The 24095-nt window shown below is 69.9% G+C and carries 26 protein-coding genes; 16 read left to right on the top strand and 10 right to left on the bottom strand.

Annotated features, from left to right (window positions below; all coding sequences use genetic code 11):
- Nucleotides 1-6 precede the first annotated feature (6 nt).
- Nucleotides 7-1290 (top strand): LCP family protein, encoded by a 1284-nt coding sequence (locus AW271_RS30170; RefSeq protein ID WP_062340991.1) that lies wholly within the window; start codon nt 7-9, stop codon nt 1288-1290.
- Here AW271_RS30170 and AW271_RS30165 read toward each other — a convergent pair.
- Nucleotides 1287-1892, bottom strand: a complete 606-nt coding sequence (locus AW271_RS30165; protein WP_169806412.1) for a Uma2 family endonuclease — start codon at nt 1890-1892, stop codon at nt 1287-1289. The two genes, AW271_RS30170 and AW271_RS30165, sit on opposite strands and share 4 nt — an antisense overlap.
- A gap of 197 nt (nt 1893-2089) precedes the next feature.
- Here AW271_RS30165 and AW271_RS30160 point away from each other — a divergent pair, with 197 nt between their 5' ends.
- The 4 genes from AW271_RS30160 to AW271_RS30145 are packed head-to-tail and all read left to right on the top strand — an operon-like array spanning nt 2090 to nt 5253.
- On the top strand, nt 2090-3172 hold the full coding sequence (locus tag AW271_RS30160; RefSeq protein ID WP_062340989.1) for an ABC transporter substrate-binding protein: 1083 nt from the start codon (nt 2090-2092) through the stop codon (nt 3170-3172).
- On the top strand, nt 3169-3996 hold the full coding sequence (locus AW271_RS30155; protein ID WP_062340988.1) for an ABC transporter ATP-binding protein: 828 nt from the start codon (nt 3169-3171) through the stop codon (nt 3994-3996). Before AW271_RS30160 ends, AW271_RS30155 begins: the two co-directional genes overlap by 4 nt.
- Nucleotides 3986-4855, top strand: a complete 870-nt coding sequence (locus AW271_RS30150) for an ABC transporter permease (protein ID WP_062340987.1) — start codon at nt 3986-3988, stop codon at nt 4853-4855. Before AW271_RS30155 ends, AW271_RS30150 begins: the two co-directional genes overlap by 11 nt.
- 5 nt (nt 4856-4860) lie before the next feature.
- Complete coding sequence (locus tag AW271_RS30145) at nt 4861-5253, top strand: RrF2 family transcriptional regulator (protein WP_062340986.1); 393 nt, start codon at nt 4861-4863, stop codon at nt 5251-5253.
- A 124-nt stretch (nt 5254-5377) separates the two neighbouring features.
- On the opposite strand, the gene AW271_RS30140 is transcribed toward AW271_RS30145, so the two are convergent.
- A complete protein-coding gene (locus AW271_RS30140; protein WP_245653280.1) occupies nt 5378-5974 on the bottom strand; it encodes an RNA-guided endonuclease InsQ/TnpB family protein in 597 nt (198 codons plus the stop codon).
- A gap of 18 nt (nt 5975-5992) precedes the next feature.
- Nucleotides 5993-6109 carry a helix-turn-helix domain-containing protein gene (locus AW271_RS42605; protein WP_245653279.1) on the bottom strand — a complete coding sequence of 39 codons (117 nt, stop codon included), beginning with the start codon at nt 6107-6109 and terminating at the stop codon, nt 5993-5995.
- A gap of 116 nt (nt 6110-6225) precedes the next feature.
- On the opposite strand from AW271_RS42605, the gene AW271_RS30135 reads away from it, so the two are divergent.
- The 4 genes from AW271_RS30135 to AW271_RS30120 all read left to right on the top strand — a co-directional run bounded on the left by AW271_RS30135 (nt 6226) and on the right by AW271_RS30120 (nt 9902).
- Nucleotides 6226-7746, top strand: coding sequence for a serine/threonine-protein kinase (locus tag AW271_RS30135; protein ID WP_062340985.1), 1521 nt, complete (start codon nt 6226-6228; stop codon nt 7744-7746).
- Between the two features lie 59 nt (nt 7747-7805).
- Complete coding sequence (locus AW271_RS30130) at nt 7806-8762, top strand: ATP-binding protein (RefSeq protein WP_062340984.1); 957 nt, start codon at nt 7806-7808, stop codon at nt 8760-8762.
- 62 nt (nt 8763-8824) lie between these two features.
- Nucleotides 8825-9211, top strand: coding sequence for an SCO5389 family protein (locus AW271_RS30125; protein WP_030452687.1), 387 nt, complete (start codon nt 8825-8827; stop codon nt 9209-9211).
- A 49-nt stretch (nt 9212-9260) separates the two neighbouring features.
- A complete protein-coding gene (locus tag AW271_RS30120; RefSeq protein WP_062340983.1) occupies nt 9261-9902 on the top strand; it encodes a potassium channel family protein in 642 nt (213 codons plus the stop codon).
- On the opposite strand, the gene rnhB is transcribed toward AW271_RS30120, so the two are convergent.
- Together rnhB and AW271_RS30110 are read right to left on the bottom strand one after the other, a co-directional pair.
- Entirely contained in the window at nt 9886-10551 is a 666-nt protein-coding gene (rnhB, locus tag AW271_RS30115; protein ID WP_062340982.1) for a ribonuclease HII, read from the bottom strand. The genes AW271_RS30120 and rnhB overlap by 17 nt on opposite strands.
- A 9-nt stretch (nt 10552-10560) precedes the next feature.
- Nucleotides 10561-11505, bottom strand: a complete 945-nt coding sequence (locus AW271_RS30110; protein WP_062340981.1) for a LysR family transcriptional regulator — start codon at nt 11503-11505, stop codon at nt 10561-10563.
- Nucleotides 11506-11602: 97 nt separating this feature from the next.
- Here AW271_RS30110 and AW271_RS30105 point away from each other — a divergent pair, with 97 nt between their 5' ends.
- Nucleotides 11603-12913 (top strand): pyridoxal phosphate-dependent aminotransferase, encoded by a 1311-nt coding sequence (locus AW271_RS30105; RefSeq protein WP_062340980.1) that lies wholly within the window; start codon nt 11603-11605, stop codon nt 12911-12913.
- 162 nt (nt 12914-13075) lie between these two features.
- Nucleotides 13076-13720 carry a GNAT family N-acetyltransferase gene (locus AW271_RS30100; RefSeq protein WP_062341040.1) on the top strand — a complete coding sequence of 215 codons (645 nt, stop codon included), beginning with the start codon at nt 13076-13078 and terminating at the stop codon, nt 13718-13720.
- 192 nt (nt 13721-13912) lie between these two features.
- On the opposite strand, the gene AW271_RS30095 is transcribed toward AW271_RS30100, so the two are convergent.
- Entirely contained in the window at nt 13913-14428 is a 516-nt protein-coding gene (locus AW271_RS30095) for a hypothetical protein (protein ID WP_062340979.1), read from the bottom strand.
- Between the two features lie 162 nt (nt 14429-14590).
- On the opposite strand from AW271_RS30095, the gene AW271_RS30090 reads away from it, so the two are divergent.
- Nucleotides 14591-17527 (top strand): AfsR/SARP family transcriptional regulator, encoded by a 2937-nt coding sequence (locus AW271_RS30090; RefSeq protein ID WP_062340978.1) that lies wholly within the window; start codon nt 14591-14593, stop codon nt 17525-17527.
- 245 nt (nt 17528-17772) lie between these two features.
- Here AW271_RS30090 and AW271_RS30085 read toward each other — a convergent pair whose 3' ends face one another.
- Nucleotides 17773-19212 carry a N5-glutamine methyltransferase family protein gene (locus AW271_RS30085; RefSeq protein WP_245653278.1) on the bottom strand — a complete coding sequence of 480 codons (1440 nt, stop codon included), beginning with the start codon at nt 19210-19212 and terminating at the stop codon, nt 17773-17775.
- An 88-nt stretch (nt 19213-19300) separates the two neighbouring features.
- On the opposite strand from AW271_RS30085, the gene AW271_RS30080 reads away from it, so the two are divergent.
- Nucleotides 19301-19588 (top strand): hypothetical protein, encoded by a 288-nt coding sequence (locus tag AW271_RS30080; protein ID WP_062340976.1) that lies wholly within the window; start codon nt 19301-19303, stop codon nt 19586-19588.
- On the opposite strand, the gene AW271_RS30075 is transcribed toward AW271_RS30080, so the two are convergent.
- Nucleotides 19578-20165 (bottom strand): TetR/AcrR family transcriptional regulator, encoded by a 588-nt coding sequence (locus tag AW271_RS30075; protein WP_062340975.1) that lies wholly within the window; start codon nt 20163-20165, stop codon nt 19578-19580. The genes AW271_RS30080 and AW271_RS30075 overlap by 11 nt on opposite strands.
- On the bottom strand, nt 20162-20659 hold the full coding sequence (locus AW271_RS30070) for a GNAT family N-acetyltransferase (RefSeq protein ID WP_062340974.1): 498 nt from the start codon (nt 20657-20659) through the stop codon (nt 20162-20164). Before AW271_RS30070 ends, AW271_RS30075 begins: the two co-directional genes overlap by 4 nt.
- An 80-nt stretch (nt 20660-20739) precedes the next feature.
- Between AW271_RS30070 and AW271_RS30065 the strand changes: the two genes are divergently transcribed.
- The 3 genes from AW271_RS30065 to AW271_RS30055 all read left to right on the top strand — a co-directional run bounded on the left by AW271_RS30065 (nt 20740) and on the right by AW271_RS30055 (nt 23302).
- Nucleotides 20740-21222, top strand: coding sequence for a winged helix-turn-helix transcriptional regulator (locus tag AW271_RS30065; RefSeq protein WP_062340973.1), 483 nt, complete (start codon nt 20740-20742; stop codon nt 21220-21222).
- 19 nt (nt 21223-21241) lie between these two features.
- Nucleotides 21242-22036, top strand: coding sequence for an SURF1 family cytochrome oxidase biogenesis protein (locus AW271_RS30060; RefSeq protein WP_062340972.1), 795 nt, complete (start codon nt 21242-21244; stop codon nt 22034-22036).
- Between the two features lie 117 nt (nt 22037-22153).
- A complete protein-coding gene (locus AW271_RS30055; protein ID WP_245653277.1) occupies nt 22154-23302 on the top strand; it encodes an amidohydrolase family protein in 1149 nt (382 codons plus the stop codon).
- Nucleotides 23303-23714: 412 nt separating this feature from the next.
- Here the strand turns inward: AW271_RS30055 and AW271_RS30045 are convergent, their stop codons facing one another.
- Nucleotides 23715-24083, bottom strand: coding sequence for a YkvA family protein (locus AW271_RS30045; RefSeq protein ID WP_062340969.1), 369 nt, complete (start codon nt 24081-24083; stop codon nt 23715-23717).
- Nucleotides 24084-24095: the final 12 nt, after the last annotated feature.

Raw genomic sequence — 24095 nt, 5'->3', positions numbered from 1 at the left:
GACGTCATGCGCGAAAACCGGAGCCTGCGCAGGGCCCTCACCCTGACGCTCGCTTCGACGCTCCTGTGGGGCGTCGCGCACATCTGGACCGGCCGCACCCGCACCGGCCTGACCCTCGCGGCCGTGTGGCTGACCCTGCTCACGGCCGCCGCGACCGTCGTGGGCAACGCGCCGACGCTGCCGCTGCGGCGGCTCGACGTCGTCGTCGCCGCCGGGGTCGTGCTGGCGGTGGCGTGGGCGGCGGTCATCGTCTGGTCGTGGCTGGTGATCCGCCCCCGGCGGGTGCGCTTCGGCCTGCCCCTGCTCGCCGTCGCCGGGCTCTGCGTGCTGGTGGCCGCGCCGCTGGGCTACGCGTCACGGCTGGCGTACGTGTCGAACGAGGTCGTCAGCACGGTCTTCGTCGCCGACGACCCGGCGCCCCTGACGGAGACCGGGGTGGTGACCCCGGTGGTCGACCCCTGGGCCGGCCGCGAACGCCTGAACATCCTGCTCGTCGGCGCCGACTCGGCCGAGAACCGCCCCGGCGCCCGGACCGACAGCATGACCGTGGCGTCGGTCGACACCCGTACGGGGGAGTCGGTCCTGTTCTCCCTGCCGCGCAACCTGCAGAACGTGCCCATCGACGACTACCCGCCGGCCGCGCTGCTCAACGAGGTCTTCCAGTGGGGCGAAGACCACGGAAAGTCCGGCGCCGACCTGCTGAAGTCGACGGTCGGCGACATCCTCGGCCTCGACGTCGACTACTACGCGATGGTCGACATGCGGGGCTTCGCCCAGATCATCAACGCGATGGGCGGCGTGACGGTGAAGGTCCAGCACGACATCGTGTTCGGCGCCTACCGCGAGGGCCTCATCAAGGCCGGCACCCACCACCTGAACGGCACCCAGGCCCTGTGGTTCGGCCGCTCCCGCACCGACAGCGACGACTACCAGCGCATGGGCCGCCAGAAGTGCCTGCTGAACGCGGTGGCCGACCAGGCCGACCCGCTGAAGGTGCTCCGCGGCTTCGAACGCATCGCGGACGTGACCAAACGCTACGTGTCGACCGACATCCCGCGCAGCCTGGTGCCCGACCTGATCGACCTGGCCCCGAAGGTCAAGGACGCCGACCTGACCAGCCTCCAGTTCGTGCCGCCCCTCATCAGAACGGGCAACCCCGATTGGGACCTGATCAGGCAGAAGGTCGACGAGGCTCTGGGCGACGACGCCCGTCCGGTCGCGGCGACCCCGGCCGCCAAGCCGAAGGCGAAGGCCGACAAGCCGATCGACCTCGACGAATCCTGCGCCTAGGACGTGACCTCGAAAAGCACAGCGGGGTCGAACTCGATGGGAACCGGCGCTTCCGATTCGAACAGATGCCGGGCGAAGACCCTTTCCACCCGCTCATAGGTGCGGTGTCCGGACACGAGCTTGTTGCGAGTGATGCACAACGCCGGCTCGAACTCGACGATCCAGTATTCGGGAATCCCCGAAGCGGCGTACTCGTCGAACTTCTCGTACCAGTCGGTGCGTTCGCTACCGCTACCTCGCGAAACGATCTCCACGACCAGTCTCACGTCACGCGCTTCGTGGCCTCGTCCCATCTGCCGGGTCGACCGCTCGACGGCCGTCTGATCGATCACCGCGACGTCAGGTATGAGAAGGCCGTGCTCGGTGAGGACGTCGGTCGGCCCGCGGACGACGAGATCGGCTGCGGCCGTGTTGATGGCAGACCTCAGGAGGTCTCTGAGATTTTCCGCCACGGTCTCGTGGGGCACGATCGGCCAGGGCGACATCAGGATCCATCCCTTGAGGAGCTCGTAGCGCGCGTCCCTCGGCATGCGATCCAGATCCGCGACCTCGTAGGGGCCACGATCGAACGCGTAGTCCTGCCCGTCGTAGGCGACGGTCACGCCCCTCACCTCCGATCCAACGGTGTCCTGAAAGCTTATAAGGCGCACACATCGTCCCCTCATATTCACGGGAAGTATATAGACATCTCCTAGACGTTCATTGCATGTCCAAAAACCTACCGGGCTTGACGGGAATCTTGGATCGCTCTTTAATACTACCTAACCCGACTTATTAAGTAGGAATCAGGGAGAAGCGTATGAAGGCTCGCAGGGTTCGCGGGGTAGTCGCCGCGCTGGCCGCGGTGATGGTCACCTCGCTCGCGGCCGCCTGCGGCGGGGGCGGTACGACCGCCGAAGGGGGCGCCTCCGCTCCCGCCGGCGGGGCACCTGCGGAGAAGAGCGAGCTCCGGCTCGGGTTCTTCCCCAACATCACCCACTCGACCGCCCTCGTCGGCGTCGAGAAGGGCTACTTCACCAAGGCTCTGGGCGACGACGTCACCCTCAAGACGAGCACCTTCAACGCCGGTCCCGCCGCCATCGAAGCGGTGTTCTCGGGGGCCATCGACGCGACGTACATCGGCCCGAACCCCGCGATCAACGCGTGGGAGAAGTCGAAGGGCCAGGCGATCAAGATCGTGGCCGGGGCGGCGTCGGGGGGCGTCTACCTGGTCGTGAAACCCGAGATCAACACGATCGAGGACCTCAAGGGCAAGAAGGTCGCCACGCCGCAGCTCGGCAACACCCAGGACGTCGCGCTGCGCTACTACCTGGACGAGAAGGGCATCAAGACCGACACCAAGGGCGGCGGCGAGGTGTCGATCGTGCCGCAGGAGAACTCGCTGACCCTGCAGACCTTCGCCACCGGTGACATCGACGGCGCGTGGGTGCCCGAGCCCTTCGCCAGCCGCCTGATCCAGGAGAGCGGCGGCAAGATCCTGATCGACGAGCGCGACCTGTGGCCGAACAAGCAGTTCGTGATCACCCACCTGATCGTCCGGCAGGAGTGGGCCAAGGAGCACCCCGACCTGGTCAAGAAGCTGATCGAGGGCCACGTCGAGTCGACCGCCTTCATCAACTCCGACCCGGCCGGCGCGGCCACGGCGGTCAACGCCCAGCTCGAGAAGCTGACCGGCAAGCCGCTCAAGCCCGAGGTGCTCGACGCGGCGCTGAAGAACATCACGTTCACCAACGACCCGATCGCCTCCTCGCTGGTCGGCAGCGCCGACCACGCCATCAAGGTGGGCCTGCTGAAGCCGCTCGACCTGAACGGCATCTACGACCTCACCACCCTCAACGGGATCCTGTCCGCCAAGGGCGAGACGGCGGTGAGCGACAAGTGACAGCTCCTACCCAGGAGCTCGGCCACGGCCGGACGGAGGGCCCCGCGCCCGCCGTCCGGCTGGACGCCGTCTCCAAGGTGTACGGCCGGGGCGCCACCAGCCTGCTCGCCCTCGACCAGGTCTCCCTCTCAGCGGCGCAGGGCGAGTTCGTCTGTCTCCTCGGCGCGTCGGGATGCGGCAAGAGCACCATGCTCAACCTCGTCGCGGGCCTCGACCGGCCGACCGCCGGGACCATCGAGACCGGCGGCAAGCAGATCGCCATGATGTTCCAGGAACCGGCCCTGTTCCCCTGGCTCACCGTCACCGGCAACATCGAGCTCGCCCTGCGCAAGCTCGACCGCAAGCAGCGCAAGGAGCGCGCGGCCGAGCTCCTCGACGTCGTCCACCTCGGCGGCTTCGCCAAGAAGCGCCCCCACGAACTCTCGGGCGGCATGCGCCAGCGCGTCTCCCTCGCCCGCGCGCTCGCCCAGGAGGCCGACGTCCTGCTGATGGACGAACCCTTCGGCGCCCTCGACGCGATGACCCGCGACCTGCTCCACGACGAGCTGGAGCGCATCTGGCGCGAGCGCAACCTCGCGATCCTGTTCGTCACCCACAACGTCCGGGAGGCGGTCCGCCTCGGCGACCGGGTGGTTCTCCTGTCCAGCCGCCCGGGCACCGTCATCGAGGACTACCCGGTCAAGCTCGAACGACCGCGCCGCACCGAGTCGGCGGACGTCGCCGGTCTGGCCGGCGAGATCACCGTACGGCTGAAGGAAGAGGTCAGCCGCCACGCCCAGGTGAGCAAGCCGGCCCACGAGAAGGAGGCCGGGAATGTCGGTTGACGCCCCTGACAAACTCAACGCCCAGATCGCCGGGCTCGACGCGCTCGAAATCCAGGTCAAGGCCAAGCGCAACATCCCGGCGGCGATCTGGGGCCGCCTGTGGCCCATGCTGCTGGCCATCTCGATCGTGCTGGCCATCTGGGAAGCGGTCGTCCTGGCCGGGTTCTGGCCCGAATACGTCTTCGCCGGCCCCGTCACCGCCCTCGGCGAGCTCGGGAACCGCCTGGGCGAGGGCGAGTTCTGGCACGCCGTCGCCACCACGATGCGCCGGGCCGTCTCGGGCTTCCTGCTGGCCATCCTGGTCGGCGTGGTCATCGGCGGGGCCGTCTCCCGGGTCAAGCTGCTCCGGGCGGCGTTCGGGTCGCTGATCACCGGCCTCCAGACGATGCCGTCGATCGCCTGGTTCCCACTCGCCATCCTGCTGTTCGGCCTCACCGAGAACGCGATCACCTTCGTGGTCGTGCTCGGCGCGGCCCCGTCCATCGCCAACGGTCTCATCACCGGCGTCGACTACACGCCGCCGATCCTGCTGCGCGCCGGGCACGTGCTCGGCCTGCGGGGGATCTCCCTCTATCGGCACCTGATCCTGCCCGCCTCACTGCCGTCGTTCCTGGCGGGACTGAAGCAGGGCTGGGCGTTCGCGTGGCGGTCGCTGATGGCGGGCGAGATCCTGGTGATCATCGCCAACCAGCCCTCACTGGGCGAGCAGCTCCACTACGCCCGAGAGCTGGCCGACTCGGCCCGCCTGCTGGCCACGATGATCATCATCTTGCTCATCGGCATCGTGGTCGACGTGCTCTTCGGCGCGGCGGACAACGCGCTGCGTCGCCGCTGGGGTCTGGACCAGCGGATCGGCTGACAGGCATGCGCCTGTCGGCACGCACCCATTACGCGCTCCGGGCGGCGGCCGAACTCGCGGCCGCCCCTCCGGGGCCCGTCCCGGCCGAGCGCATCTCGACCGCTCAGCGCATCCCCCGCCGGTTCCTGGACAACATCCTGCTGCAACTGCGCCGCGCGGGACTGATCCACAGCCAGCGCGGCCCCGACGGCGGCTACTGGCTCGCCCGCCCCGCCGACCAGATCACCCTCGCCGAGGTCATCGTGGTGATCGAGGGGGTGCCCCAGGACAACGAGACGTTCTTCGGCGCCTCCGAACCCCTGGAGAAGGTCTGGGCGGCGCTGCGCGAGAACGAGACCCGCGTCCTCACCGGAGTCACCCTGGCCCACCTCGCCGGTGGGTCTTTGCCGACCCTGTGACACATACCTCACCTACGCCCCATAGTTATGGAAGACTCCCACTCCAGGTGTGTCGGGCCCGGTGCAGAGGCAGGCTTTGGTGACTCCTCCACTCCCTGCGGGGAGCGGCTTCTCGCTAAGCCGCTTACGCAGCCTCGCGAAGGGCAAGCCCTGCCCTGAGGACGTTCTCGGCCGCGTTCACATCGGCGTGCGCGGTGTGCCCGCACGCTTCGCACCGGAACCCGGCCTGGGTGAGGCGGTTCTCCCTGGCGCAGTGCCCGCACCGTGCGCACGTGCGGGAGGTGTGGCGGGGATCCACTGCGCCCTTGCCGCGACGCTTCGATCCCGGTTTCTTGCGGGCCAGGTCACGGTGTGCCGCCGCGAGACGGTCGGCCGACGCGGCCAGAAAACGCCGATTGTCCAGGTCGCGGCCGTCGCTGGTGGTGACGAGCGAGGCGACGCCCATGTCGATCCCCACGACGGCGCCGGTGCCGGGCCTGGTCTCCGCGGGCACGTCGTCGCACGACAACACGACGTACCAGCGGCGACCCTCCCGCTTCACGCCGATCGTCTTCACCGTGCCGAGCACGCGCCGGTGCCGGTGAACGCGGACCTGCCCGATCCCCTTCAACCGCACGTAGGTGGCGGTGGGGTGACGGGGTTCGGAGTCCCATCGACATCCGTCACCGTCTTTGGGCCACCGGCGCTGGCCGTCGGGGTCGTCGGCGCGGATGTGCTTCAACTCCCCCGACTGGTCGCCCTACCGGATGGTGACACCCGCCCTGCGGTAGGCGGTGCGGCGGTGTTCCAGGCAGGCCGCGAGCGCCGCCGCCTGCTTGACGGTGGGGCGCAGCAAGAACTTGAACGACCTCCGCATGGCCGCCCTCCTCGGACCGCGACGTTCGCCACCCCAGCATCACATGCAATGCCCGATGAAACGGAGATCTCTGATGCGCCCGATCTCTCCATCGCCGAAGGCATCGGGAGGCTCTGATGGGTAGTCCGGGGCAGCTCGTCGTCAAGCGTTATCGGCTCGTCCGGGCGCTCGGGCAGGGCAACACGGGCATCGTCTGGGAAGGCCACGACGACCTGCTCGACCGCCCCGTGGCCGTCCGGGAGGTGCTGCTCCCCTCCGGTCTGCGGGAGAGCCGGCTGACCGCGTTGCAGCAGCGCATCGCGCGGGAGTCGCGGCAGGCCGAGCGGTTGCGGCATCCCGGCATCGCCTCCGTCTTCGACGTCGCCGAAGAGGACGACACGCTCTACGTCGTCATGGAGCTGGCCCGGTCCCGCTCGCTCGACGGGATCGTGGCCAGTGACGGGCCGCTGGAGGTGCCAAAGGCCGCGTACGTCGTCAGGACCGCCCTCGCCGCCCTCACGGTGGCCCACGCGGCCGGGATCAGGCACGGCGACGTGCGGCCGGCCAACATCCTGGTCGGGCACGACGGGCGGGTCGTGCTGGCCGACTTCGGCGTGGGGGCGGTGGCGGCCGATCCGGTGTTCGCCAAGCGGGTGGGCGAGCGGTCGCCCGCGCACGGGGAGTCGTGGAGTTCGGCGCGGTCCGCCGCCACGTTCCGGGCGCCGGAACGGACCGATCCCGACGCGCCGGTCAGGGAGTCCGCCGACCTGTGGTCGCTGGGCGCCTCGCTCTACTTCGCGGTGACCGGCAAGCCTCCGGTGTTGCCGCAGGAGAAGCCGCGCACCCCGGCGAAGGACGTCGACGTGTCGGCCGCGCCCGAGGAGTTGCGGCCGGTGCTGGCGGCGCTGCTGGCGCGTGACCCGAAGCGGCGTCCGTCGCACGAGGCGGCCGACGGGCTGCTCGCGGCGTTCGAGCCGCCGCCGGCCCCGCCCGAGCCGAAGCCGGTGAGGGGCAGCGGGCGGATGCGCTTCATCGCGGTCGGCGCGGCCGTCGCGGTGGTCGCGGGGGCGGTCAGCGGGTGGGCGCTGTTACGTCCCGAGTCGACCGTCATCACCACCCGCACGGCCGCGACCGGCCCGACCTCCGCGCCCGTCGCGGCGCCGTCTCCGTCGCCCTCGCCGGTCGACGCGCTGAGGTTCAAGCTGGTCCCGTACGACTCCCCGGCCGGTTGGCACGCGATGGCGCCGCGCACGTGGAAGCGCCTGGTCGGGGAGTACTCCGTCTGGTGGGTCGACCCCCGTAAGCGCGGCCATCTGTCGATAGAGGTGACGAACCAGGTCGGCACCGATCCGCTGGCCGCCCTCCACGAGGCGGAGGCGTTCCTCTATCCCAACGTGGAGGCGTACACGAAACTGCGCCTGAAGACCGTCGGGTCGAGGCTGGGGTCGGCGGCCGATTGGGAGTTCACCTGGCGCCAGGTTCGTAACGCGCGAGACACACACCTGGTGAAGGGGGAGACGTACCACCAATATCGGCGCGTCATCTCCACCGAAACCACGACAACGGTGCTCACGTGGACGACCACCGTCGCCGAATGGGATCGCCTGCGGCCCACGTTGTTGCGGGTCTTTCGGGCCTACTCGCCCACGCAGACCTGACGGTCCATGGCACACTGATTACGACAATCATTTTCATCGTCGTAATCAGGAGATCACCCGTGCGTGTTGCCTTCGTCGGCAAGGGCGGCAGCGGCAAAACCACCCTTTCCTCACTGTTCGCCCGCTACGCGGCCACCCGCGCCCGGGTCGTGGCGATCGACGCCGACATCAACCAGCATCTGGCGCTCGTCCTCGGCGCCGAGCAGCCCCGCCCGCTGGGCGGCATGCTCACCGAGATCAAGGACCACCTGCGCGGCGACAACCCGCGCATCCCCTCGGCCTCGGTCATGGTCAAGACGACCCCGCCCGGCCGCGGCTCGCGCCTGCTCACCCTCGACGACCCGTTCTTCCCGTCGGTCGAGGTCCAGGGCCTGCGGCTGATGGCGACCGGCCCGTTCGGCGAGGACGACCTCGGCGTCGCCTGCTACCACTCGAAGGTCGGCGCGGTCGAGCTCTACCTGAACCACCTGGTCGACGGCCCGGGTGAGTACGTCGTGGTCGACATGACCGCCGGGGCCGACTCGTTCGCCAGCGGCATGTTCACCAAGTTCGACGTCACCTTCCTCGTGGTCGAGCCCACCCGCCAGGGGGTCAGCGTCTACCGGCAGTACCAGGAGTACGCCGCCGAGTTCGACGTCGCCATCGCGGTGGTCGGCAACAAGGTCCAGACCGCCGACGACCGGGCGTTCCTGCGTGACCAGGTGGGCCCCGACCTGCTCACCTGCCTCGACCACAGCCCGGCCGTACGGGCCATGGAACAGGGCCGTGCCTTCACCCTCGACGACCTGGAGCCCGGGAACCTCGCCGGCCTCCAGACCCTGCTCGACCGAGTCGACGCGGCCGAGAAGGACTGGGCGAAGTTCGGCCGTCAGGCGCACGAGTTCCACCTGCGCAACGCGCGCGCCTGGGCGGACAGGGCGACGGGCTGCGATCTGGCCGACCAGATCGACCCCGGCTTCATTTTCGGGAGCGTCGCCTTGGAAAGCGAGATGCGGGCGGCCGCAGGCCGACCGTAGCTCGCGTCGTGAACTTGCCAGAAGTAACGTCATGAATGCCCCAACCGAGAGGAGAAAGCCTCATGTCGCTGACCGTTCCGAACGATCTGCTCGACCAGGCCAGGGCCGGTGACGTGGACGATGCGGCCTTCGTGGCCTGCGTCCGCGACTCGTTGCCGTACGCGTGGGAGCTGATCAGTGAGCTGGTCAGAACCAGGACCGAGTCGGGCGCGACGTTCGCCGACAACCAGGTCCCGCCGCCCGACGAGGCGGCCCGGGGGCAGCTGCTGCGCTGCCTCGCCAGTGACGCCATGCGGGGCGCGCTGGAACGCCACTTCCAGGTGAAGCTGGCGTTCCAGAACTGCCACCGGGTGGCCGTGTTCGACCCGTCGGCGACCGCCGAACTGGCCGACTTCACCACCGCGCGCGCCCAGATCCTCAACCAGCAGCCGGAACTCGTCGACTGCTAGTAGCGCGTTGACCAGGTAAAACAGAGACGCCCGCCTAGACTTGACCGCCATGAGGGCCGAGTGGCGGTTGCTCGTCTTCGCGGGCGTCTTCCTGGTCGCGTACGCGACCCCGATCCTCTTCCCGCACCTTCCCTACGACTGGAAGCTGACCTGCTGGCTCGCCCAGCTCGGCTGCTGGTTGTTGTTCCTGACCGAATACGCGGTCAGGTTCGCGCGGGCCGCCGACAAGAAGGCGTTCGCCAAGGCCAACGTCCTCGACCTGTTCGTCATCCTGCTGCCGCTGATGATGCCGCTGCGGATGCTGCAGCGACGGCTCGGCTTCCAGCGCAGGGTGCTGACCTTCACCGCCACGACCACGCTCGTGCTCGGCCTGGCCGCCAGCCTCGCGGTGTTGCGCGTCGAACGCGACGCCCCCGGCGCGACCATCCTGACCTTCGGCGACGCCACCTGGTGGGCCGTCACGACGATGACGACCACCGGCTACGGCGACACCTATCCCGTCACCCCCGACGGCCGCCTCATCGGCGCGGCCCTGATGCTCGGCGGCGTGGCCCTGCTGGGCGTGGTGACCGCGACGCTGGCGAGCTGGTTCGGCCGCCGATTCGACACCGGCGACGACACCGAGAAACTCCTGCGCGAAGCCCTCAAGGAGATCGGCGAACTGAAGGAGATGCTCAGGTCCAGAGGCTGAGTTGTCCTTCTCCCGCCGCCGGGTCGCGGTGGCGCTTCAGGTGCCGCCACTTCGGCAGGTCGTCGAGGTAGGACCACGACAGCCGGTGGTGCTCCCCGGGCCCGTGTTCGGCCAGCGCGGCCTGGTGGGCCGGCGACGGGTAGCCCGCGTTCTCGGCGAACCCGTAGACGTCGTCGTCGAGGGTGGCCATGAACAGGTCGCGCCGCACCTTGGCCAGCACCGACGCGGCCGCCACCGACACGCAGTTGAGGTCGCCCTTGATCTCGCAGCGCACCGGCCACGGCGCGCCGAGGTAGTCGTGCTTGCCGTCGAGGATGACGACGTCGGGCTTCACCGGCAACGCCTCCAGCGCCCGCCGGGCCGCCCGGCGCAGCGCCTCGGTCATCCCCAGAGTGTCGATCTCCTCGACGGAGGCTTCGCCGTGCCCGAAGCCGACCACCCACGACTCCAGCACCGACACCATCGCCTCGCGGCGACCGGGCGCGAGCATCTTGGAGTCGGTCAGCCCTTCGGGCGGTTCGCTGAAGTCGGTCACCACGGCGCACACCGACACCGGCCCGGCCCAGGCGCCCCGGCCGACCTCGTCGACCCCCGCGACGATCTTGTTGTTGCCCGTGGTGAGCAGGCGTTCGAGTGTGTACGACGGCACCGGCCAAACCTAGTCGGCGAACCCGTTCGTGGTGGACAGATAGCCGAGATCACTGGCCAGATATCGGGCCGCGACGTGCAGCGCCCGCAGGGAGGCGGCCACCGAGGCCCGGTGCACCGACGACTCGCGCGCCACGGCGGTGATGACCCGCTCGACGGGTTCCCCGGGGAACTCCCTGACCACCACGCCCCGGACCCCGGCGGCCAGGCACAGGGCGGGCACCGCGGCGATCCCGATCCCCTTGGCGACCAGGCTCAGGATCGTACCGAGACCCTCGAACTCCCAAGCCACGGGCGGCGCGCCGCCGACCTCGGTGAGCAGCCGGTCGACGGCGGTGCGGGACGGCTCCCCCTCGGGTGTGGCCATCCACGCCTCGTCGCGCAGCTCGGCCGGGTCGACCGGCTCGTCGAGGTTGGCCAGCCGGTGTTTGCGCGGCACCACGAGCACGAGCGGGTCGCGCAGCAACGGGAACACGGTGAGGGTCTCGCGCCGCCGCACCCGTCCCCACCAGTCGTCGACGAGCGCGATGTCGGCCTCGCCTGATTCGACCTCGCGCATGCCGCGTCCCGACCGGCTCTGCGACAAGCGCAGTGCGAGTTGTTTGTGCCGCCGCAACGACTGGGCGAGCGCGGGTGCGAAGGCGACGGCGGCGGTCGGGAACGCCGTGATGATGACCCGCCCAGTTGGAGTCCCAGCATGTGCCGACAGGTCGGACTCGGCCGTCTCGACCATCGCCAGGATGCGTTCGGCGTGCACGACCAGCCGCCGCCCCGCGTCGGTGAGCTCGGCGCTGTGGCTGGTCCGGTCGATGAGGGCCGCTCCGGCCTCCCGTTCCAGGGCCGCGAGCTGCTGCGATACCGCCGACGCGCTGTAGCCGAGGGACGCGGCCGTGGCGGCGATGCTGCCCCTCCGGGCGAACTCGCAGAACAACGTCAAACGCCGCAGATCCAGCATCGGATCTCCTTATGCCCGGCACCGAAAAGCCTCGCTTGTCCTGATGCCCGTACCCACACAAGGTGGGTACGTTCCACAGCATTCAGGAGGAATCAGTATGCACGTCACACTTTCGGCGACTCTGGCCGCAAACGAAGACATCGCCCGAAGACGGAGGTCCGGCGAGCGGGTCCTGCACCTGGCCTTCGGCGAGGCCGGGCTGCCCGTGCACCCCGCCCTGCTGGCCCGGCTCGCCGACGCGGGGGGCAGCAACGGCTACGGCGAGGTCGCGGGCCTGGCCGCGCTGCGTGAGGCGGCGGCCGGTTACTGGTCGCGGCGCGAGTTGCCGACCGACCCCGACCTGGTGGTCTGCGGACCGGGCAGCAAGTCGTTGCTGTTCGGCCTACTGGTCGCGATCGGCGCCGACCCGGGCGAGTGGAGGTCTCCCGGGGACATGGTGCTGCCGATGCCGAGCTGGGTGAGCTACGCCGCCCAGGCCGAGATCGTGGGGGTGCGCCCGATCCTGGTGCCCACCGCGGCCGGCGAGGGCGGGGTGCCCGACCCCGACCAGGTCAGGTCGGCGGTGCTGCACGCCCGCGCGCAGGGCCGTACGGTCCGCTCGGTGCTTGTCACGCTCCCGGACAACCCCACCGGCCGCCTGGCCCGGCCGGAGACGGTGCGCCGGCTGGCCGAGGCCGCCCGCGAGCTCGACCTGGTCATCATCTCCGACGAGATCTACCGTGACCTCGTCCACGACCCGCGGGCCACCCCGTTCCTGAGCCCGGCCGACGTGGCGCCCGAACGCACCGTCATCACCAGCGGCCTGAGCAAGTCGCTCGCGCTGGGCGGCTGGCGGATCGGCGTGGCCCGGCTGCCGCACACGCCCGACGGGTGGGCGCTGCGCCAGCGGCTGCTCGCGGTGGCCAGCGAGATCTGGTCGGCCCCGGCCGCGCCGGTGCAGCACGCCGCCGCGTACGCGTTCGCCGAGCCCGAGGAGATCGTGGAACGTATCGACGATTCGCGGCGGCTGCACGCCACCGTGGCCCGCGCGGTCGCCGACCGGTTCGCGCGCGCGGGCGCGAAGGTGGACGTGCCGCAGGGCGGCTTCTACCTCTATCCGCAGATCCCCGGTTTCGACAACTCCGACGAGCTGGCCCGGACCCTGCTCGACCGCCACGGCGTCGGCGTGCTGCCGGGCACCGCGTTCGGCGACGAGCCCCGTTCGGCGCGCGTCCGGGTGGCCACCTCGCTGCTGTACGGCGAGACCGCCGAACAGCGTCTGGCGGCGCTGCACGGAACGGATCCGCTGTCGCTCCCGTGGGTGGCCGAATCGCTCGACTACCTGGAGGAAGCCCTCGGCGGACTGACCACGAAGGAGCCGTCGAGAGCACGAAGGGGGATGTTCCTGGCGCCCGCTCCGGCGCGTTGACGATCTTTGTCGAATCTTTACCCTCGGCGACCGTGGCGAAGCCGTAAAGAAACACCTCTGACCTGCGGTTTTATGGCTATGGTGGGCGCTCAACCTGGGGTTCCACAAGATGTCGTGTGTCATTTGGCACCAGACATGTCGTCCAGACCCCATCATGTGCTCATGCCCGCTTTTGTCACCCTGTCCGGGCGCTTCGTGCGCCTGGAACCGCTCACCCTCGCGGTCGTCGACGACCTGGTCGCCGCGGCGAGCGAGGACCGCGCGACGTACTCGTTTACTCGCGTTCCCGCAGGCCGGGAGGAGATGGTCTCGTACGTCGAGGCCGCTCTGGCTGAGCAGGCGGAGGGCCGCACGATGCCCTTCGCCATCCGGTGGCTGCACACCGACCGCGTGGTCGGTGCCACCCGTCTGATGCACCTGGAGTACTGGCAGGGCCCCATGCCCTGGCCGCCGGGCGCCAAAGGCGTGGTGGGCGAGGTCCCGTCGGTCGCGGACATCGGTTACACCTGGCTGGGCGCCTCCGCCCAGGGCACGGGTGTGAACCGGGAGGCCAAGTATCTCTTGCTCTCCCACGCGTTCGAGACGTGGCAGGTCCACCGGATAACTCTCAAGGCAGACGTACGCAACAACCGATCCCGGGCCGCCATCGAGGCCCTCGGCGCACACCTCGACGGTGTGCGGCGAGCGGACAGCCGAGGCGCCGACAACACGGTCCGAGATACGGCGTATTACTCGATCCTGCGCTCTGAATGGCCGGCGGTACGAGAACGGATCCAAGCGCGTCTTGATTACGCGCACGCCGCCTGACCAGCCATTACTTCGAGCCGAAACGGAACGAGCGGCCCGCCCCCATGCCGGAGGGCGGGCCGCTGCGTGTCCGGGTGACCATCGCCCGCACCGGCCGCTGTCGTCTTACGTTGCTGCGGAAGTGCTGTCCAAGTGACGTGTCACCAGTCGCTTTGCAGCGATTGTCCCCTATCTATATGGATCGGTGGAAGATCAGATGGTGTAGCCGAACTCGTCGTCCCACGCGTTGTAGATCTCGTGCCAGGAGCCGCACTTGGTCGCGAAGTTGTGGTGCAGGCCGACCTGGCAGACCTTCACCTCGACCTGGGCCACGTCGTGGCGGGTGAACTTGATGTTCTTCCAGCCGTCGGTGCCGCACTGCTTGTAGGTCTTGTAGCTGGAGGACCAGTCGTCCTCCTCGTCGTCCCAGGAGACGTAGCGGAAGGCGACGTAGCCGCACTTGCCGCCCTGGTGCTCGGTCCGGTAGTCGCGGTCGAAGAGCTTGCCGCCGATGCGGACGGTGTTCGACTCCTCGTGGTCGTACTCGACGTCGATCCAGCCCTTGGCCTTGGCCTTGCCGTTCTGGCTGTAGTAGTAGCCCCAGTCGTCGTCGTAGTCCCAGTCGTTCGACGAGAGGGGGGCGGCGTTGGCGGCGGAGGCCACCGCGCCCATGCCGATGGTGAGGGCGGTGGCGGTGGCGACGACGCCGAGCACGTTGCGGATGCGCATTGGATACTCCAGGGTTTTGAGGACGACCCCGTTTCCGGGTACGCCTCATTGATAGGTCGCCCTGCCTGCACGGGACTTTCACCGTCCTTGAGACCTCATTGCGAGCGGCCTGACGTCGTATCATTCGAGCGAAACTTCCGATTGGTACGAAGAGGGCTCCTGATGAGTGGTCAGCTGCGCTTCGCGGTACTTGGACCCGTCAGAGCCTGGCGAGACGACGCCGAGCTCGATCTCGGCACTCCGCTCCAGCGGTCCATCCTGGCGATGCTGCTGCTGCGCGAGGGCCGCGCGGTCACCCCCAACGAGCTCATCGACGCCGTCTGGGGTGAGGAGGCGCCGCCCCGAGCGCTGGGCGCGCTGCGCACCTACGTCTCCCGGTTGCGCACGGCGCTGGAGCCCGATCGTTCTCCCCGTACACCACCGCAGTTGCTCACCTCGGTCGGCAAGGGCTACGCGCTCCGGCTGCCCGACGACGCCTTCGACCTGGCCCGGTTCGAGAAGGCGGCGCACGCGTGCGAGTCGGCCCGCAAGGCGGGCGAGCTCGACCGGGCCGCCGAGACGTTACGCGAGGCCCTCGCCTGGTGGAGCGGCGAACCGCTCGCCGGCGCCGTCGGCCCCTACGCCGAGTCGCAGCGCGAACGGCTGCTCGAACGCCGCATCTCCGCCGTCGAGACGCTGATGGAGCTCGACCTCGCCCTCGGCCGGCACGCCGAGGTCATCTCCGAGCTGATGGTGCTGACCGCCGACCATCCGCTGCGCGAGCGGCTGCGCGCCCAGCTCATGCTCGCCTACTACCGCTGCGGTCGGCAGGCCGAGGCGCTCAACGTCTTCACCGACACCCGCAACGCCCTCATCGAGGAACTCGGCATCGACCCGGGCGCGGAACTGACCGACCTGCACCGTCGTGTGCTGGCCGCCGACCCGACGCTGAGCTTCGTGAAACAGCAGGCTTCTGTACGGCTCCCGCCGGACGAGCCGGCCGAACCCCAGCCCGTCGTCGAGATGCCGAAACCCGCGCAGCTCCCGGCCGCCGTGACCGACTTCACCGGCCGCAAGGCCCTGGTGAACCGGCTGCTCAACCAGCTGGGCGCGACCGACGGCGTGCCCATAGCGGCCATCTGCGGCATCGGCGGCGTCGGCAAGACCACCCTGGCCGTGCACGTCGCCCACCTGCTGCACGACACCTTCCCCGATGGCCAGCTCTACGCCGACCTGCGCGGATACGGCCGCGAACCGACGTCGCCGGAGACCGCGCTGGCGGCGTTCCTGCGTGCGCTCGGCATCCCGGTCGACGTCATCCCCGACGGCCTGGCCGACCGCGCCGCGCTGTTCCGCTCGCTGCTGGGCGACCGGCGCATGCTGGTGCTGCTCGACAACGCGCGCGACGCCGACCAGGTCGAGCACCTGCTGCCGGGCGCACCGGGCTGCGCCGCGCTCATCACCAGCCGGGGCAAACTGGCCGACCTCCCGGCCGCGAAGCTGCTCGACCTCGACGTGATGGAGCCCGACGAGGCGCTGACCCTGTTCTCGGCCGTCGCCGGGGCCGAACGCGTCGCCGCCGAACGCGCCGCCGCCATGGACGTGGTCGCCGCCTGCGGGTTCCTGCCGCTGGCGGTCCGGATCGTGGCCGCCCGGCTGGCCTCCCGCCCGTCGTGGACGGTCGCCTCGCTGGTCCCCCGGCTGGCCGACGAACGACGCCGCCTCGACGAACTGAAGATCGGCAACCTGGCCGTCTCGGCCACCTTCGCCCTCGGATACGGCCAGCTCGACCCGCGCCAGGCCCGCGCGTTCCGGTTGTTGTCGCTGCCCAACGGCACCGACATCTCGACCCCGGCCGCGGCGGCCGTGCTCGACCTGAACCCGGTGGAGACCGAGGACGTGCTGGAGTCGATGGTCGACGTCAGCCTGCTCGAAGCGCCCGCGCCGGGCCGCTACCGCTTCCACGACCTGCTGCGCCTGTTCGCCCGCCGCCAGGCCGAGGACGCCGAGACCCCCGAGGCCCGCCGCGAGGCGCTGCGCCGGCTGCTCGGCTTCTACCTCGGCTCGGCCCGCGCGGCCCACCGGCTGGCGTACGAGGGCAGCAAGGTCGCCGACAACCTCACGGTCATCGGCGTCCGGGGGCACACGTTCGGGTCGGCCGACGAGTCGGTGGCGTGGCTGGCCGCCGAGGCCGACGACCTGTTCGCCCTGCTCGGGCAGGTCGCTGAGGAGCGCGCCGACGTGCCCGCGGCCGCCGACCTGCTGGTCGCGATGGAACCGCTGCTGGAGGCCGGCGCGTTCGCCCGCGAGTTCGACCTGCGCACCCGCGCCCTGATCGAGGCCGGCGGCGACCCGGCCCGGCTGCGCGCCCGCTACGTGCGCGGCCGGATGTTGTTCGGGGTGAACCGGCTGGCCGAGGCCGACCAGGAGTTCCGCGACTCGCTGGAGATCGCCGAACGCACCGGCGACCACGCGCTGCTCGGCGAGACCTACAACGCGCTCGGCGTGGTGACCGGCCGGCTCGGCAGGCACCCGGAGGCGCTCGACTGGTTCGGCCGGGCCGCCAAGGTCTACCGCGAACTGGGCAACCTGGCCGGCGAGGCGCTGGTGCTCAGCTACTCGGCCCGCGACCTGCTGCTGCTCGGCCGGGCCGCCGACGCGGTCGCCGTCTCGGAGCAGGGTCTGCAGATCTTCGGCGAGATCGGCAGCGGCCCCGGCGTGGCCAGGGCCCGCTACCACCTGGGCGTGGTGTTGTCGTACGTCGGCCGCCTGAACGAGGCCGTCGTCCACCACGCCGAATGCCTGGAGTTCTTCCGCGCCAGCAACCAGAAGGTCTGGGAGCAGCGCGTCTGCAACCGGCTCGCCACCACCCTCACCAAGGCCGAACGTTTCCAGGAGGCCGCCCGGCACGCCGAGCAGGCCCTCCAGGTCAGCCGGGAGATCACCCATCCCTACGGGGAGGCCCAGTCGCTGACCGCGCTGGGCAAGGCGCTGCGCGGGCTCGGCAGCCGCACGCGCAGCCGCGACGCGCTAGAGAAGGCCCTCGACCTTTTCATCCGGCTCGGTTCGGCCGAGGCGGACGACGTCCGGAAGTTGCTCGCCGATCGCGTCGAGACCTAGTTCGTCATCGAGCCTGGTCATCCGGACGTGATTGATCACCTGGGGTTTCCTCTCGCGTAGAACGTGGACGCGCCCGGCCGGTCGCCGCTCTCACCCGGCGCGTTAGGGGGCCCGGTGGGATCCACACGGTGCGCCTCGGGTGATCGCCAGCCGCCTCTCTGAAAACGACCGGCCGGGCCGGGCGGGGTCCCTACCCCCGGGTTCCCCGCCCGGTTTCACTCTCTTACGCGGCGCTTGACGATCGATCAACGCCCGATTGCGAAGAACCCCTCGGCCACCAGACGGCGCACGCTCTCGGTGTCGGCCAAGCCCGGTATGCCGGTGAGCTCGCCGATGGCGGCCAGCAGCGGGCCGGTCTTCAGCTCGCCGTCGACGACCCCGGCCAGCGCCGCCTCGACGGTGCCGACGTCGGCGGTCCGGCGCAGGCCCCGGGTCTGGCGGAGCCGGATCACCGACGGGTCGTCGGCGCCGGGCGGGCCGACCCGCTCCTCGATGACGCCCTCGGCCAGGGTCAGCGCGACGTCGCGCAGGTCGTCGTCGCTCAGCCGGTGGGCGGTGGTGATCGCGTCGAGCACCCTGCCGACGTAGGCCCCCACGGGGAGCTCGACCTGGTGGGTGAGCTGCTCTATTCGTACGACCGGATCGAGGGAACCCGAGTCGTTGAGGGTGATCCAGCCGAACCCGATGCCCTCGACCTCCTGCTCCTCGAACCACTCCAGCCACTCGTCGTAGCGGTCGCGGTAGGCCGGGGTGCCCTGCTCGGCCGCGTCGCGCAGCCACAACTCCACGTATTCGGCCGGATCTTGCACGTCGCGCTGCACCACCCAGCCGTCGCAGCCGGTCGCCGAGAGCCAGCCGCCGACGCGGTCGCGCCAGTCTTCGCCGCGCACGTGCAGCCAGTTGGCCAGCAGGTGGCAGGTGCCACCGGCGGCCAGATGGGCGGGCGCGAGCCGGACGAGGTCGCGGCAGAACTCGTCGCCCCGGTAGCCGGTCTCGCGGTAGGTCAGCCGCCCGGCCGGGGAGATCACGAACGGGGGGTTGGACACGATGAGGTCGTAGCGCTCACCGCCGACCGGGTCGAACATCGAGCCCTTGCGCGTCTCGACGTCGGCGACGCCGGACAACCCCCAGCTCAGCCGGGCGAGGTGCAGCGCGCGGGCGTTCACGTCGGTCGCGGTGATCTCGCGGGCCCGCTCGGCGAGATGGAGCACCTGCACCCCGCACCCGGTCCCGAGGTCGAGCGCCCGGTCGACGGATTCACGTGAAACAAGTTGCGCGAGGTTCGCCGACGCCCCGCCCGCCCCGACCACGTGGTCACGCCGCAGCGCCGGGTCGCCGGGCCGGACCTTGCGGTCGGACACCACGTAGCCGCCGGTCTCCCAGGGCTGGATGTGCACGTTCGCCTGGACGGTGTCGCCCACCTTGATCAGCAGCCCGCTGCGCAGCAGCTCCTGGAGCGGCAGATCGGCGGCGGCCGTGCTGACCGGCACCCCCAGCCACCACAGGCGGATCAGGGTGCCCAGCGAGTCGCCGTCACGCGTCGCGCGCAGGGCCGGCACGAGCTCCTCACGGGCCAGCGCCGAGGCCGCCGTGTCGCCGAGCCTCTCGCGTACGCCGTCGATCGTGTAGCCGATCTCCAGGAATCGATCGCGAAGCCGTATGAGCAGGTCAGATGGTGCGTCCACACAGAGCAATCTAGCGCCGTAAGCGCTTTGCAAGCAGCGGTCAAGCAGGCGGGCGTATGACCCGGACAACCTCTTCGGGGAGTTTGCCATGCTTATACCGTGCCTGGCGTGCGGCTCGCGGTTCCGGCCCGACGACTACTTCGGCGCCTGCCACGACTACAACCGCGGCCGCGACCTGGTCTCGTGGACGTGCCCGGCCTGCGGGAACCGCGACGACCTGCGGGTGCTGCCGGGGGAACTGGGCTTCGGCTACCCGGCCCGGGGCCGCTACGCGGTGAACCGCACGATCGCGGTGCCGGGCATGCGCCGCCAGCGGCACGACCTGCGGCTGGAGATCTCCCTCGACAAGCGCACCTGGCGGGTGCTCAGCCGCTGAGGCTGGCCCAGGCGGCCTCGGCCAGCGACCGGATCTCCTCGTCGGACGGCTGGTGGGCGCCGGCGAACCACAGGCGGCACATCTCCTGGGCCGGGCCGAGCCACAACACGTAACACATGGTCGACTGGACCGTCTTGAGCGTGCCCGACTTCATGTGGGGCTTCCACCAGTCGGCGACCTGGCGGAAGAAGGCCCGCCGCGTCTCGGCGACCTCGTCGCCGCCGGGCTCCTCACGCCGGGGCGGCCGTTCGCTGATCAGCAGCCGGGCCCGCTCGGGGTGTTCGCCGCACCACTCCATGTGGAAGGCGACGATCGCCTCGATGCCGGCGCGGGCGTCGTCGTTGGCGAGAAGCCGGGTGATGAACGCTTCCTGGTACATCGCCAGCGTTTCGGCGTAGAGCACCCCGAACACGTGCTCTTTGCTGGCGAAATGGTGATAGAAACTACCTACGCTCACGCCGCTCTCCTCGCGGAGGCTGGCGAGCGTGGTGGCGGAGACGCCGTCCTGGCTGAACCGGCGCAGGGCGCCGTCCATGATTCTGGTTCGCCCGTCTCGACCGATCTTCGCGCTCTTCACACCGTCAATGGTGGCCCAACAGAGCTTTGTTCTGCAAATGCGAGGCTCGCTCTGACCTGAACCGACCCGTGTTCGACGGCCATCTCGGCCTCCGGCCAGGCCCTGTTGATCATGGCCAGCACCCGCCGGTTCTCCCCCATGACGTCCATGGTCAGCCACCGGATCCCCACCCCGCGGGCGACCAGCTCCCTGATCAAGCGGGAGCCGACACCCTGGTTCTGCCAGGCGTCCGCCACCACCACCGCGATCTCGGCCTCGTCGCCCTTCCGGTACGCCATCGCGTGCCCGATCACCATCGAGTCGACGGTGGCGAGTAAGGCGTCGCGGCGCTCGTCCCTGGCCAGCATGGCCCCGATCAGCGTGTTCGTCGGCCGGGTGAGCCCGGCGAAGAAGCGATGCGTCTGCGTGTGCAGCGAGAGGTCGAGCAGGAACTTCCGCACCCCGTCCGCGTCGCCCGGCCCCGCGGGGCGGACGTCCACCTGAGTTCTCTGCATGGACTCAGGGTTTCTTGCCGAGCTGGGTATGTCAAGTAGACTCAGATGGAACGAGGAAGTGATGATTTACGATGCGTGCCATGACCGATCCGCCGCGAAGCGCCTTCCGGCTGGACAACTGCTCCATCGAACGCACCCTCTCGGTGCTCGGCGAGAAGTGGACCTTCCTGGTGCTGCGGGAGGCCTTCGGCGGCGTGCGCCGCTTCGCCGACATCCAGGCCAACACGGGCGCCCCCCGTCAGGTGCTGAGCGCCCGGCTGGCCAAGCTCATCGAAGAGGGCACCCTGCGCAAGGTCCCCTACCAGGAGCCCGGCCAGCGCCAGCGCGACGAATACCGGCTGACCGACAAGGGCCGCGAGCTCTTCCCGATCCTGGTCGCGCTGCTCCACTGGGGCGACCGCTACCTGGCCGACCCCGAGGGCCCGTCGCTCCTGGTCACCCACCGCGACTGCGGCGCCCCCGTCACGCTGGAGCTGCGCTGCGCCGACGGGCACCACGTGAGCGGCCCCCGCGAGACCGTCGCGCTGCCCGGACCGGGATCCCGCGTCAAGGGCACCGCCTAGGGTCCCTAGTCTTTAGGGCGTGTACCGGTTCCTGCTGACCCCTCGCTGGCTGGCGCTTCACGTCGTCGTGCTGCTGGTGATCCCGGCCTTCGTCTTCCTCGGCCGGTGGCAGTTCGGCCGGTGGGAAGACCGCTCGGCCGCCGAAGACCGCAACGCCGTGAATCTGGCCGCGCCTCCGGTGCCGGTCGGGGCGCTGACGAGCGTGGGCGGGGCCGTACCGGAAAAAGACAAGTTCCGCAGGGTCACCGCCACCGGCGCCTACGACCCTGCCCACGAGCTGCTGGTCCGCAGGCGCACCCAGAACAGCCAGGTCGGCTTCTACGTCCTCACCCCGTTCAAGACCGCCGACGGCGCCGTGCTGGTCAACCGAGGCTGGGTCAAGGCCGGCGCGACCATCGACACCCTGCCCGACGTGCCGCCGCCCCCTGGCGGCGAGGTGACATTGACGGGCCGGCTGCGCCCCGCCGAGACCACCGAGACGACCGGCATCATCGACCGCAAGGGCCTTCCGGCGGGCCAGGTCCTGCTGATCGACGACCGCCCCATCGCCGGCCTGGTCGGCTCACCGCTCTACGGCGGCTACGTCGACCTCATCGAACAGCAGCCGATCGCGGAAAAGGCCCCCGAACCCGTGCCCGCCCCGGAATCGGGTGGTGGCGGAGGGCTCAATCTGGCCTACGGAGTGCAGTGGTGGCTGTTCATCGGGGTGGCGATCGGCGGCTGGATCCTCCTGATCCGGCGAGAGCTTCACGACCGGCGTGAAAGTACTGATAATGGTGGGGCGGCTGAGGCGACGAGCCACGCCGCGACCTGAACCAACGGATACCAACCGGAGACCTGCCAGCTTGTTTGGCGTTATTCCTTGGCCCTAACGTTGAATGCTGTGAGTACCCCGCTGCTTCCCGACCCTGAGCCGAGGCGGCGGGATTTTGTGATCATCTCAGTCGATGATCACGTGATCGAGCCGCCCGACCTCTTCGAGAACCGCCTCGCGTCCAAATACCACGACGCGGCCCCCAGAGTCGTCGACACCGACAGCGGCCACCAGGTGTGGCGCTACGGCGGCGCGACCTACCCCGCCGCCGGCATCGACGTCGGCGCCGGCCGCCCCCGCGAGGCGTGGACCCTCGACCCGGTCCGCTTCGACGACATGCGCCCCGGCTGCTACGACGTCGACGCGCGCATCGAGGATATGGACCGTGCCGGAATCTGGGCGGCCCTGAACTTCCCCGGCATGCTGGCCACCCAGGCGGGCGTCGCCTTCGCCCGCACCCGCGACCAAGACCTCGGCTTAGCCCTGGTCAAGGCCTGGAACGACTGGCACGTCGACGTGTGGGCCGGCACCTACCCCGAACGCGTGATCGCCCTCCAGCTCCCGTGGCTGCCCGACCCCGAGGTCGCCGCCAAGGAGATCAAGGCCAACGCGGCCCGCGGCTTCAAGGCCGTCGTGTTCCCCGAGTTCCCCACCCGCCTGCGCCTCCCGTCGATCCACAGCGGCCACTGGGACCCGTTCCTGGCCGCCTGCGAAGAGACCGGCACCGTCGTCTGCCTCCACACCGGCGCGTCGTCATGGGCCCCCGTGCCCTCCCCCGACACCCCCATAGAGGCGATCACCACCCTGATGCCGTCGACGGCGATGTTCGCCTGCGCCGACTGGTTGTGGTCGGGCATCCCCCTGCGCTTCCCCGGCCTGCGCATCCTCATCGTCGAGGGCGGGGTGGGCTGGCTCCCCATGCTGGCCGAACGCGCCGACTACGCCCTCGACCACCCGGTGTCGAGCGAATCGGCCTGGGACGGCGGCCTCCGCCCGAGCGAGGTCCTCCGCCGCAACTTCTTCTTCGGCACCTTGGACGACACCGCGCTGAGCGGGGTGCGCATGGCCGTGGGGATGGAACACGTCCTCCTGGAGAGCGGCTACCCGCGCGCCGAGTCGTCGTGGCCCGACACGCAACACTCGGTCGCGAGACGGCTGGGCAATCTGCCTCCTGCGGACATCGCACGGGTGGCTTACGGGAACGCGGCCCGGCTGTTCGGGCATCCGCTGCCGTCTCGGGCGTGGCTGCGCATGGAAGAGATCTAGCAACCCCTCCAGGGACTCGGGCGCAGGGGAGAAGCGTCACGGGCACCGACTTCTCCTGGCGCCCGGAGAAGAAGGACCAGGCGGCCCACCGCAAAGAATCGCGGCTCACGCGGCGGCCGCCCCAATGCTCACGATCCGGATCTGGCAACGCACCGCCTCCGAACCCTGCATCAACCGGATCAAAGACTGGCACGGTCTGGCCTTCCGTGGCACCTTGTCACGTCCGCTCGGTCGGGAGATGGCGCACCGGCTTCTTCTGGTCACGTCGGCCGCGTCGAGAAGACGGCGCAGCGACTTCTGCTAGGACCGGCGACATTTGGTCACGTCGGCCCGCTCGGAGAATGCGCACCGGCTTCCTAGGACCGGCCGTCTGGTCACATCGGCCCGGTCGGGAGATGACGCGTCGGCTTCCCTAGATTCGGCGGCGGCGGTCGGCTCCCGGTTCGGGGGCCAGGGCGAGGTTCCTGCGCTCCCAGTCCACGTAGCGGCCGCTCTCGCCCAGCAGTGAGGTCGCGAGCCAGAGGAAGACACCGAAGTCGTCGACCACGCCGAGCGCCAGGAACAGCGCCTCCGGAACCACGTCGACCGGGCTGACGATGTAGAGGATCGCCGCACCCATCAGGGCCAGCTTGCCCTTGCCGAGCTCGCGGTAGTCGCCGCGCATCGCGCCGGCCAGCATGCGGGGCAGGGCGCGGATGCGGGCGCCCAGCCCGGGGCTGCCGGGCCTGGAGATGTCCTGGTAGGCCTTGTACGCCTGCGCCGCCCGTCGTGCCTTGACCATGATTGCCTCCCT

The organism is Herbidospora sakaeratensis, from assembly GCF_001570525.1.
GTDB lineage: Bacteria > Actinomycetota > Actinomycetes > Streptosporangiales > Streptosporangiaceae > Herbidospora > Herbidospora sakaeratensis.
This window is presented reverse-complemented; position numbering and strand designations above follow the sequence as displayed.

What these genes read in the sequence shown, in the direction of transcription:
- AW271_RS30170 (WP_062340991.1), top strand. Translation starts at nt 7, where the DNA reads ATGCGCGAAAACCGGAGCCTGCGCAGGGCCCTCACCCTGACGCTCGCT.
- AW271_RS30160 (WP_062340989.1), top strand. Translation starts at nt 2,090, where the DNA reads ATGAAGGCTCGCAGGGTTCGCGGGGTAGTCGCCGCGCTGGCCGCGGTG.
- AW271_RS30150 (WP_062340987.1), top strand. Translation starts at nt 3,986, where the DNA reads ATGTCGGTTGACGCCCCTGACAAACTCAACGCCCAGATCGCCGGGCTC.
- AW271_RS30145 (WP_062340986.1), top strand. Translation starts at nt 4,861, where the DNA reads ATGCGCCTGTCGGCACGCACCCATTACGCGCTCCGGGCGGCGGCCGAA.
- AW271_RS42605 (WP_245653279.1), bottom strand. Translation starts at nt 6,109, where the DNA reads ATGCGGAGGTCGTTCAAGTTCTTGCTGCGCCCCACCGTCAAGCAGGCG.
- AW271_RS30135 (WP_062340985.1), top strand. Translation starts at nt 6,226, where the DNA reads ATGGGTAGTCCGGGGCAGCTCGTCGTCAAGCGTTATCGGCTCGTCCGG.
- AW271_RS30125 (WP_030452687.1), top strand. Translation starts at nt 8,825, where the DNA reads ATGTCGCTGACCGTTCCGAACGATCTGCTCGACCAGGCCAGGGCCGGT.
- AW271_RS30120 (WP_062340983.1), top strand. Translation starts at nt 9,261, where the DNA reads ATGAGGGCCGAGTGGCGGTTGCTCGTCTTCGCGGGCGTCTTCCTGGTC.
- AW271_RS30110 (WP_062340981.1), bottom strand. Translation starts at nt 11,505, where the DNA reads ATGCTGGATCTGCGGCGTTTGACGTTGTTCTGCGAGTTCGCCCGGAGG.
- AW271_RS30105 (WP_062340980.1), top strand. Translation starts at nt 11,603, where the DNA reads ATGCACGTCACACTTTCGGCGACTCTGGCCGCAAACGAAGACATCGCC.
- AW271_RS30100 (WP_062341040.1), top strand. Translation starts at nt 13,076, where the DNA reads ATGCCCGCTTTTGTCACCCTGTCCGGGCGCTTCGTGCGCCTGGAACCG.
- AW271_RS30095 (WP_062340979.1), bottom strand. Translation starts at nt 14,428, where the DNA reads ATGCGCATCCGCAACGTGCTCGGCGTCGTCGCCACCGCCACCGCCCTC.
- AW271_RS30090 (WP_062340978.1), top strand. Translation starts at nt 14,591, where the DNA reads ATGAGTGGTCAGCTGCGCTTCGCGGTACTTGGACCCGTCAGAGCCTGG.
- AW271_RS30080 (WP_062340976.1), top strand. Translation starts at nt 19,301, where the DNA reads ATGCTTATACCGTGCCTGGCGTGCGGCTCGCGGTTCCGGCCCGACGAC.
- AW271_RS30070 (WP_062340974.1), bottom strand. Translation starts at nt 20,659, where the DNA reads ATGCAGAGAACTCAGGTGGACGTCCGCCCCGCGGGGCCGGGCGACGCG.
- AW271_RS30065 (WP_062340973.1), top strand. Translation starts at nt 20,740, where the DNA reads ATGACCGATCCGCCGCGAAGCGCCTTCCGGCTGGACAACTGCTCCATC.
- AW271_RS30045 (WP_062340969.1), bottom strand. Translation starts at nt 24,083, where the DNA reads ATGGTCAAGGCACGACGGGCGGCGCAGGCGTACAAGGCCTACCAGGAC.